5 protein-coding genes and 1 pseudogene are annotated in these 7537 nt (G+C 72.1%); 3 read left to right on the top strand and 3 right to left on the bottom strand.

The window, feature by feature from the left end; translation table 11 throughout:
* A partial coding sequence (locus ACZ3YO_RS39080; protein WP_465578959.1) for an arabinofuranosidase catalytic domain-containing protein occupies window positions 1-181 on the bottom strand: 181 nt, incomplete at its 3' end.
* 393 nt (window positions 182-574) lie between these two features.
* Here ACZ3YO_RS39080 and ACZ3YO_RS39075 point away from each other — a divergent pair.
* From ACZ3YO_RS39075 to ACZ3YO_RS39065, 3 genes and pseudogenes are all read left to right on the top strand, one after another.
* On the top strand, window positions 575-3310 hold the full coding sequence (locus ACZ3YO_RS39075) for a beta-L-arabinofuranosidase domain-containing protein (protein ID WP_465578957.1): 2736 nt from the start codon (window positions 575-577) through the stop codon (window positions 3308-3310).
* 84 nt (window positions 3311-3394) lie between these two features.
* Window positions 3395-3535, top strand: a pseudogene (locus ACZ3YO_RS39070) (LacI family transcriptional regulator); the annotation flags it as partial.
* Between the two features lie 405 nt (window positions 3536-3940).
* Window positions 3941-4912 (top strand): glycoside hydrolase family 6 protein, encoded by a 972-nt coding sequence (locus tag ACZ3YO_RS39065; protein WP_465578955.1) that lies wholly within the window; start codon window positions 3941-3943, stop codon window positions 4910-4912.
* A 51-nt stretch (window positions 4913-4963) separates the two neighbouring features.
* On the opposite strand, the gene ACZ3YO_RS39060 is transcribed toward ACZ3YO_RS39065, so the two are convergent.
* Window positions 4964-6007, bottom strand: coding sequence for a LacI family DNA-binding transcriptional regulator (locus ACZ3YO_RS39060; protein ID WP_465578953.1), 1044 nt, complete (start codon window positions 6005-6007; stop codon window positions 4964-4966).
* 386 nt (window positions 6008-6393) lie between these two features.
* A complete protein-coding gene (locus ACZ3YO_RS39055) occupies window positions 6394-7368 on the bottom strand; it encodes a glycoside hydrolase family 11 protein (protein ID WP_465578950.1) in 975 nt (324 codons plus the stop codon).
* Window positions 7369-7537 lie beyond the last annotated feature (169 nt).

Raw genomic sequence — 7537 nt, 5'->3', positions numbered from 1 at the left:
GGGTGGTGCTGTGCGCGGCGACGCACGGCGTGCCACCGGCGCGGTAGAGGTCGCACGGCCCCTGGGTGGCCGCCTGCGAGGTCCCGGCCGTGGCGCTCAGGAAGCCGGCGGTGAGGGCGGTCGTCAGGGCGGCCCCCAGAACGGTCTTCCGGGCACGGCGGATCAACTGACGATACGTCATTGCAGCTCCCTGTGCGGGCGGAGGAAGGGGAGTTTGTTAACGCTAACAATCTGCGGCTGCGGATGCGGGCATGCCGGAACGCTCACGGAGGTGAGTCGCCCCCCGGCCAAGCGACTCACCACTATCACCACCCGCAGAGACGGCGTCAAGACGTCCCGCGCGGACAACAGGCCTGCGTCAGCGCGCCTCTGGACGGGATCCCGCGCCCGGAGCTATAAACGTGACACCTGCCGAAAGGTCGGATTTCACACTCCTCGCGCCCCCGGCAGCCGCTGACGGCACCTCCGGAACTCGCCGACCCACCCCCATCGACCCACCACCCGCCGACCCGTCTTGTTAACGCTAACGGACTGCGCCGGTCTCCTCCCCCACCCGGAAGGACCAGATCCCCCGATGCCGCTCCCTCCCCCGAACCGCCGCAGCCTGCTCAAGGCCACCGGCGTCCTGGCCCTCGCGCCGACCATCGGCCTCGCCCTCACCCCGGCCGCCGCCGAAGCATCCGCGGCCCCCGGGGCCGGAACCGCCGAAGCCGCCGGCTCCTCGATCCAGCCGTTCGACCTCGGCCAGGTCCGGCTCACCGCCGGCCGGTTGCGCGACAACCTGGACCGCACCCTGGCGTACCTGCGCTTCGTCGACGTCGACCGCCTGCTCTACAACTTCCGTGCGAACCACCGGCTTTCCACCAACGCCGCTTCGGCGAACGGTGGTTGGGACGCGCCCTCCTTCCCGTTCCGCACCCACGTGCAAGGACACTTCCTCAGCGCTTGGGCCCAGGCGTACGCGGGGACGGGTGACACCACCTGCCGCGACAAGGCCACCTTCATGGTCGCCGAGCTCGCGAAGTGCCAGGCCAACAACGCCGTCCCGGGGTTCTCCCCCGGTTACCTCTCGGGCTTCCCCGAGAACGACTTCGCCCAGCTGGAGACCGGCACCCTCAAGAACGGCAACGTCCCCTACTACTGCATCCACAAGACGATGGCCGGCCTGCTCGATGTCTGGCGCCTGTTGGGCAGCACCCAGGCCCGGGACGTCCTGCTGGGCCTGGCCGGCTGGGTCGACCAGCGCACCGCCCGGCTCACCCCGGGCCAGATGCAGGCGCTCCTGAACACCGAGTTCGGCGGCATGAACGAAGTCCTGGCCGACCTCCACCTGCAGACCGTCGATCCACGCTGGCTGACGGTCGCCCAGCGCTTCGACCACGCCGCCGTCTTCGACCCGCTGGCCGCCGGTCAGGACCAGCTGAACGGTCTGCACGCCAACACCCAGGTCCCCAAGTGGATCGGAGCCGTCCGCGAGTACCGGGCCACCGGAACGGCGCGCTACCACGACATCGCCGCCCGGGCCTGGAGGTTCTGCACCGGGAGGCACAGCTACGCCATAGGCGGCAACAGCCAGGCCGAGCACTTCCGCGCGCCCGACGCGATCTCCTCCCAGCTGACCAACGACACCTGCGAGCTGTGCAACTCGTACAACATGCTCAAACTCACCCGTGAACTCTGGCAGCTGGACCCCGAACCGGCCGCGTACTTCGACTTCTACGAGCGGGCCCTGCTCAACCACGTCGTCGGTGCGCAGAACCCGGCCGACCCCCACGGGCACGTCACCTACTTCACCCCGCTGAAGGCCGGTGGCCGCCGCGGTGTCGGCCCGGCCTGGGGCGGCGGCACCTGGAGCACCGACTACGACTCCTTCTGGTGCTGCCAGGGCACCGGCCTGGAGTCCAACACCAAACTGGCGGACTCCGTCTACTTCCGCGACGGCACCACCCTGTTCGTCAACCTGTTCGTGCCCACCGTCCTCAGCTGGCCCGAGCGCGGCCTGACGGTCACCCAGAGCACTTCCTACCCCGCGGACGACACCACCACGCTCACGGTCACCGGCAGCGCCGGCGACATCTGGTCGATGCGCGTCCGCATTCCGGCCTGGACGTCCGGTGCCACCGTGAGCGTCAACGGCACGGTGCAGAACATCGCCACCACGCCCGGCGGTTACGCCACCCTCACGCGCGCCTGGACCTCCGGGGACACGGTGACCGTCAAGCTGCCGATGCGGGTCGTGCTCCGGGCCGCCAACGACAACCCGGACGTCGCCGCGGTCACCTACGGTCCGGTCGTCCTGTGCGGCAACCACGGCGGCACCGCCCTGTCCGCCCTCCCGGTCCTCGATCCGGCGTCGATCTCGCGCACCGGCACCACGGGCCTGGCCTTCACCGCGACCGCCAACGGTTCGACCGTCGGCCTCGGCCCGTTCCACGACGCGCAGGGCTTCAACTACTCCGTCTACTGGAACACCCGTAGGACCAGCGGCTTCCGCCTGCTCAACGCGGGCAGCGGGCTCGTGCTAGGCATCCAGGACATGTCCACCGCGGACGGCGGGCTCGCGCTCCAGTGGAGCGACAGCGGCACCGCCGACCACGACTGGGAGCTCGTGGCCGACGGCACCGCGCTGCGGCTGCGCAACGTCAACAGTGGCAAGGTCCTGGGGGTGCGGAGCATGTCCACCGCCGACGACGCCCCGGTGCTCCAGTGGTCGGACAACGGCACCGCCGACCACCGGTGGACCGTCGTCGAGACGGCCGACGGCTCCCACGGCCTGCGGAACGTCAACAGCGGCAAGCTGCTCGGCGTCGCCGGGGCCTCCACCGCCCAGGGCGCCTTCGCCGTGCAGGTCCCGGACACCGCCTCGGCGACGAGCCGGTGGCGGTTCGTCCCGACCGGCACCCGGCGCATCCAGAACGTGGGCAGCGGACTCCTGCTCGGCGTGTCGTCGATGTCGACCGCCGACGGCGCCCGGGCGGTCCAGTGGGGCGACAACGGCACCGCCGACCACCTGTGGACGGCGGTGGTCGGCTCCGGAGGAGACCTCCTGCTCAGGAACTCCCACAGCGGCAAGGTCCTCGCCGTCGAGGGCGGTGGCACGGCCAACGGCTCCAGGATCGTCCAGTGGAGCGACGACGGGGCCGGGGACCACCGGTGGCGCCTGCGGCACGGCGGCGGCGACACCTTCCGCATCCAGTCCGCGGTCAGCGGCCGCGTCCTCGGCATCGCCGGCGCCTCCGTCTCCCAGGGGGCCGAGGCCGTCCTGTGGGACGACAACGGCACCTCCGACCACCTATGGCGGTTCCTCTGACCGGTGACGGGGAGCGCCCGGCCGCGGCCGGGCGCTCCCGATCCCGGTTCGGTCGGGGCGTCCCCACCCGCGGCACCGCCCTCGCCGGGTGGCCGCATGGCCGAACAGGCGACCCGGCTGGTCCTCGCGCTGCGCACCGGAGAGGCACCACCGGTCTCGACCCGCCTCGAACTGTCGACGTCCCTGGTGGTGCGCTCCAGCACGGTGGCACCCGGCCGGCCCTGAACGGATCAGCACCGGGACGCCCCTGGCCAGGGCCGTCCCGGTGTCCGGCGAGCCGCTCCCGACGGCCGCCGGGCCCCGGGAGCGGCTCGAAACCGCCGAGACCCACGCAGCCGTCAAAGCCCCGTTCTCATCCGAAGGTCCACTGCTGGTTCCGGCCGCCGCTGCAGGTCCACACCGGCGGACGACGCCATGATTCCACGCCCTCCCGGCCTCCCGGCCTGCGGCGGAAACGTGATCCGGGAGCGCTTCCGCGATCTGACGCCCAGTCCTCCGCCCACGCGGCCTTCGTGCTCCACCTTTTGACGTTCCATCAATCCAGATCGATCATCCCCTCAGTGCGTCCCGCCCCCACAGGCAGAACTGGAAGCGCTTCCACTCTGCGGCCCCACCCCCGGAGGAAGAACCGTGCGCAGCTCCGTCCGCACCGCAGCCGCCCTGCTGGCGAGTGCCCTCACCGCCGCCCTCGCCGTCGTCAACGCCGGCCCGGCCCATGCCGCCGACCCCACCGGCATGACCAGCGGCTTCTACACCGACCCCGACAACTCGGCACTGCGCTGGGCCGACGCCAACCCGGGCGACGGCCGCGCCGGCGCGATCCGGTCCTCCGTCGGCAACACGCCAGCCGCCCGCTGGTTCGGCAACTGGAGCGGAGACATCGGCGCGGCCGCCGGCGCCTATGTCGGCCGCGCCGACTCCGCCGACAAGCTGCCGATCCTGGTCGCCTACAACATTCCCAACCGGGACGTCTGCGCCGGCCAGTCCGGTGGCGGCGCGGGCAGCCGGGCCGCCTACGACAGCTGGATCGCGGCCTTCGCGAGCGGCATCGGCAGCCGGCCGGCCCTCGTCGTCCTGGAACCCGACGCCCTCGGCCACGAGAGCTGCATGACGTCCGCCCAGGTCGCGGAGCGCAACGCCATGCTGAAGAACGCCATCGCCCAGTTCAAGGCCAAGGCCCCCAACACCTGGGTCTACCTCGACGCCGGGAACCCCGGCTGGATCGCCGCCCCGGCCATGGCGCAGCAGTTGGCCGCCGCCGGTGTCAGCGGAGCCCACGGCTTCTCGCTGAACGTCTCCAACTACTTCGCCACCGGCCAGAACACCTCCTACGGCAACGCCGTCAACGCCGCCCTGAGCTCCTTCGGCTACACCAAGCCCTTCGTGGTCGACACCAGTCGCAACGGCAACGGCTCGAACGGCGAGTGGTGCAACCCGGCCGGCCGCCGGATCGGCACCCCCACGCAGCGCGGCGGCGGTGCCGAGATGCTGCTCTGGATCAAGATCCCCGGGGAGTCCGACGGAAGCTGCGGCGTCGGCGGCGGCTCCTCGGCCGGACAGTTCCTGCCGGAGGTCGGCTACAAGATGATCTACGGCTACTGAAGCTCCCGCCCGGGCCGCGACCGGCACCGGCCCTGCCCGCGCTCCCGGCGGTCACCCTGCCTCCGGCGACCCGTCGCCGACCGGCCCGGCCGCCTCCCGCGGCGGAGCGGTGCTGCTGCGCTCGACCAGGGTGGTGGCCAGGTCCACCCGCAGGGCCGCTGGCCTGGCCCCCCGTCCGAGGTCGATGACCAGGCGGGCCGCGACCTCGGCCATCTCGGTCAGCGGCTGGCGGACGGTCGTCAGCGGCGGACCGACCCAGCGGGCCAGCGGCAGATCGTCGAAGCCGACGACGCTGAGGTCCTCGGGGACGCGCAGCCCCAGCTCGCGAGCGGCCTCGTAGAGCCCGAGGGCCTGGAGGTCGTTTCCCGCGAACACCGCCGTCGGCCGGTCCGGCCGCCCCAGCAGTTCGAGCCCGACCCGACGGCCCGCCTCGTGGTGGAAGTCCCCCTCGCGGACCAGCTCCGGGTCGTACGCGATTCCCGCCATGTCCAGCGCCGCCCGGTACCCGTCGGCCCGGGCCCGGCTGCACATCATCCGGGCCGGCCCGCCGATGAGGCCGATCCGGCGGTGACCGAGGTCGAGCAGGTGCCGGGTGGCCGCCAGGCCGCCGTCCCAGTTGGTGGTGCCGACCGCCGGCACCTGCCGGCCCGGGTCGCCCGCCGGGTCCAGCACCACGAAGGGGATGCCGCGGCCCGTCAGCTGGTCCTGCTGCGCGCGCTCCAGGCCGGACAGCACCAGCAGGACACCGGTCGGCCGGCGGGCGAGCACCCCGTCCACCCAGGACTGACCAGGCGTGAACCGGCCGGAGGACTCGGACAGCACGATGCTCAGGCCCTCCTCGCGCGCCACGTTCTCGACGCCGCGGATCACCTCCGTCGCCCAGGAGCTGTCCAACTCGTGGAAGACCAGGTCGAGCAGCGGGCTCGTCCGGCTGTCGCCGCCCCGCCGGCGGTAACCGTGCCGGCGCAGCAGCTTCTCCACCCGCTCGCGGGTGGCCGGGGCGACGTCGGCCCGGCCGTTCAGGACCTTCGAGACGGTCGGTGCCGAGACGCCCGCCTCCTGCGCGATCTCGGCCAGGGTCGCCACTCTTGTCACCAGGTCCTCCTGCACGCCCCGCCGGGCGAACTCCGCTGCTGTGATCCGGCCGTACGGGACGGATGCTAACCGCTCGGCCTCGCGGGACGAACCCCGCCGGAACCCTCGGCCGGCGCGAACGGCACAGCCGGCTCTTCCGCGGCCTGCGGACCGGCCGGCCGGCACGGCGTTCGCCCGTCGGTGCCGAACCGACCCCGCCACCGGCCGCTGGGGTGGCCGGTGGCACGGGGACCCGCACCGCGAACCGGCTCACCGGCGGGCCGGCCGTGCCGGTGCGCCCGGCCGCGAGGGCCCCCCGGCACTCCCCCGGACGCCGCCGCCGGGCCAGGGCCGCGGAGACGGTCAGTCGGGGCAGTGCCGGGGGGGAGGCGGTCAGCCGGGGCGCGTCAGGCCGCGGCGCAGGTGACGGTGGGCCAGGTCCAGGTGCCGTTCGGCTGGATCGTCACCCCGAAGGTGTTCCCGTTGCCGTTGGGCTTGGCCACCAGGACCTGCGAACTCGGGAAACCCGCGGCGGTGTTCCAGGTCGACAGGACCTTGGCCGGCGACGGCACGTTCATCGTCACCGTCCAGTTGCTCGCGCCGCTCACCGCGACGTCGAGGTTGTAGCGGTCGCTCCACGACTGACCGGCCGACAGCGTCGCCGCGCAGCCGGCGCCATCGCCGCCCGTGCCGGCGGCGTCGACCGTGATGTCGGAGCTGCCACTGCTCCGGTAACTTTCGGTCGCCAGGATCATGTAGTTCATGGTGCCGAGCGGCATCCCGGCCCGGGCCCAGGCGTCGAAGTGGTTGCCGGTGGTGATGGTGCCCCCGGTCCGCTTCGTCTGCCGCACGCTCCAGTACTGGTTGAAGGTCTTGATCCCCTCGATCGAGGGGGCGTTGTACCTGGTGGTCTCGTAGATGTCGTACGTGCCGCCGTCGCTGGTCACGGCGCCCTTGAAGGTGCCGGTGGGCCGGTAGGTCCCCCAGTTGTCGACGATGTAGTACTCGACCAGCGGGTTGGTGGACCAGCCGTAGAGCGACAGGTAGGCGTTCCCCGAGGGGTTGAAGCTTCCCGAGTAGTTCACCGCCCGGCGCCCCCCGGTGGCCCAGCCCTTGCCGGCCACGAAGTTGCCGGTGTTGCTCCACCGGGTGCCGTAACGGCCCCCGGAACTCAGGTTCATGGAGACCGATCCGGGGCTGTCGGTCCAGAACGAGTAGTAGTAGCCGCTGTCCGTACCGGTCCGGTTGGACGTGACCACGGTGTCCGCCCGGGCGGTGACTGGCAGCACCAGGGCGACCACGAGGGCCAGCACGGCGGCGCACGTGCTCCTGACGAGCCGCCGGGGGCCGCCCGGGTCGCTGATCCGAGCCAGCGTGTCCATGCGCCAACTCCTCTCATCGGTGGGTGGGTTGGAACGAGGTGGTCGAACAGTGCGCCCGCCCGTCATCCACTGTCAATACATTCGACATGTTCACCGAAAGATTCGGCGCCCCCAGGACCGCTCTGGCGGCACGGATCCCCAGGTCAACGGCGCTACGGCCGCGGTGGCC

The sequence above is a fragment of the Kitasatospora sp. NPDC022785 genome (genome assembly GCF_055561295.1).
This window is presented reverse-complemented; position numbering and strand designations above follow the sequence as displayed.

Bases quoted from the DNA above. Each gene is read 5' to 3' on its own strand.
- ACZ3YO_RS39075 (WP_465578957.1), top strand. From the start codon at position 575: ATGCCGCTCCCTCCCCCGAACCGCCGCAGCCTGCTCAAGGCCACCGGC.
- ACZ3YO_RS39055 (WP_465578950.1), bottom strand. From the start codon at position 7,368: ATGGACACGCTGGCTCGGATCAGCGACCCGGGCGGCCCCCGGCGGCTC.